The sequence below is a fragment of the Lyngbya sp. CCY1209 genome, from assembly GCF_035615495.1.
Taxonomy (GTDB): domain Bacteria; phylum Cyanobacteriota; class Cyanobacteriia; order Cyanobacteriales; family Microcoleaceae; genus Limnospira.
Map to the genome: position 1 here is coordinate 1 of NZ_JAJENU010000291.1, position 302 is coordinate 302.

Annotated in this window: 1 protein-coding gene; it reads left to right on the forward strand. The window is 42.7% G+C overall.

Annotated elements, in window-relative coordinates; genetic code table 11:
• On the forward strand, nucleotides 1–302 hold a 302-nt coding region (locus tag LKE08_RS08450; protein WP_324703776.1), incomplete at both ends, for a group II intron maturase-specific domain-containing protein.

Sequence of the window (302 nt, forward strand, 5' to 3'; positions counted from 1 at the left end):
AAGGTAAAAGAGGTGATTAGGAATCATAAAACAGCACCTCAAGCCGCCCTGATTAAACATCTCAATCCCATCATCACTGGATGGGCAAGGTACTACTCAGGGGTAGTCTCCAAGGAGATTTTCAATAAGCTAGATAACATACTCTGGCAACAATTACGGGCATGGGTAGTATCAAGATGCGGAAACGCCAAATACAAAACGCTCAGGAAATATTATCGAACAGGAATGGCAAAACTGAGCAACGGGGATGAAAGGAAGGATAAGTGGATATTCCAAACTAAGGATGGTCTACGACTCCAAAA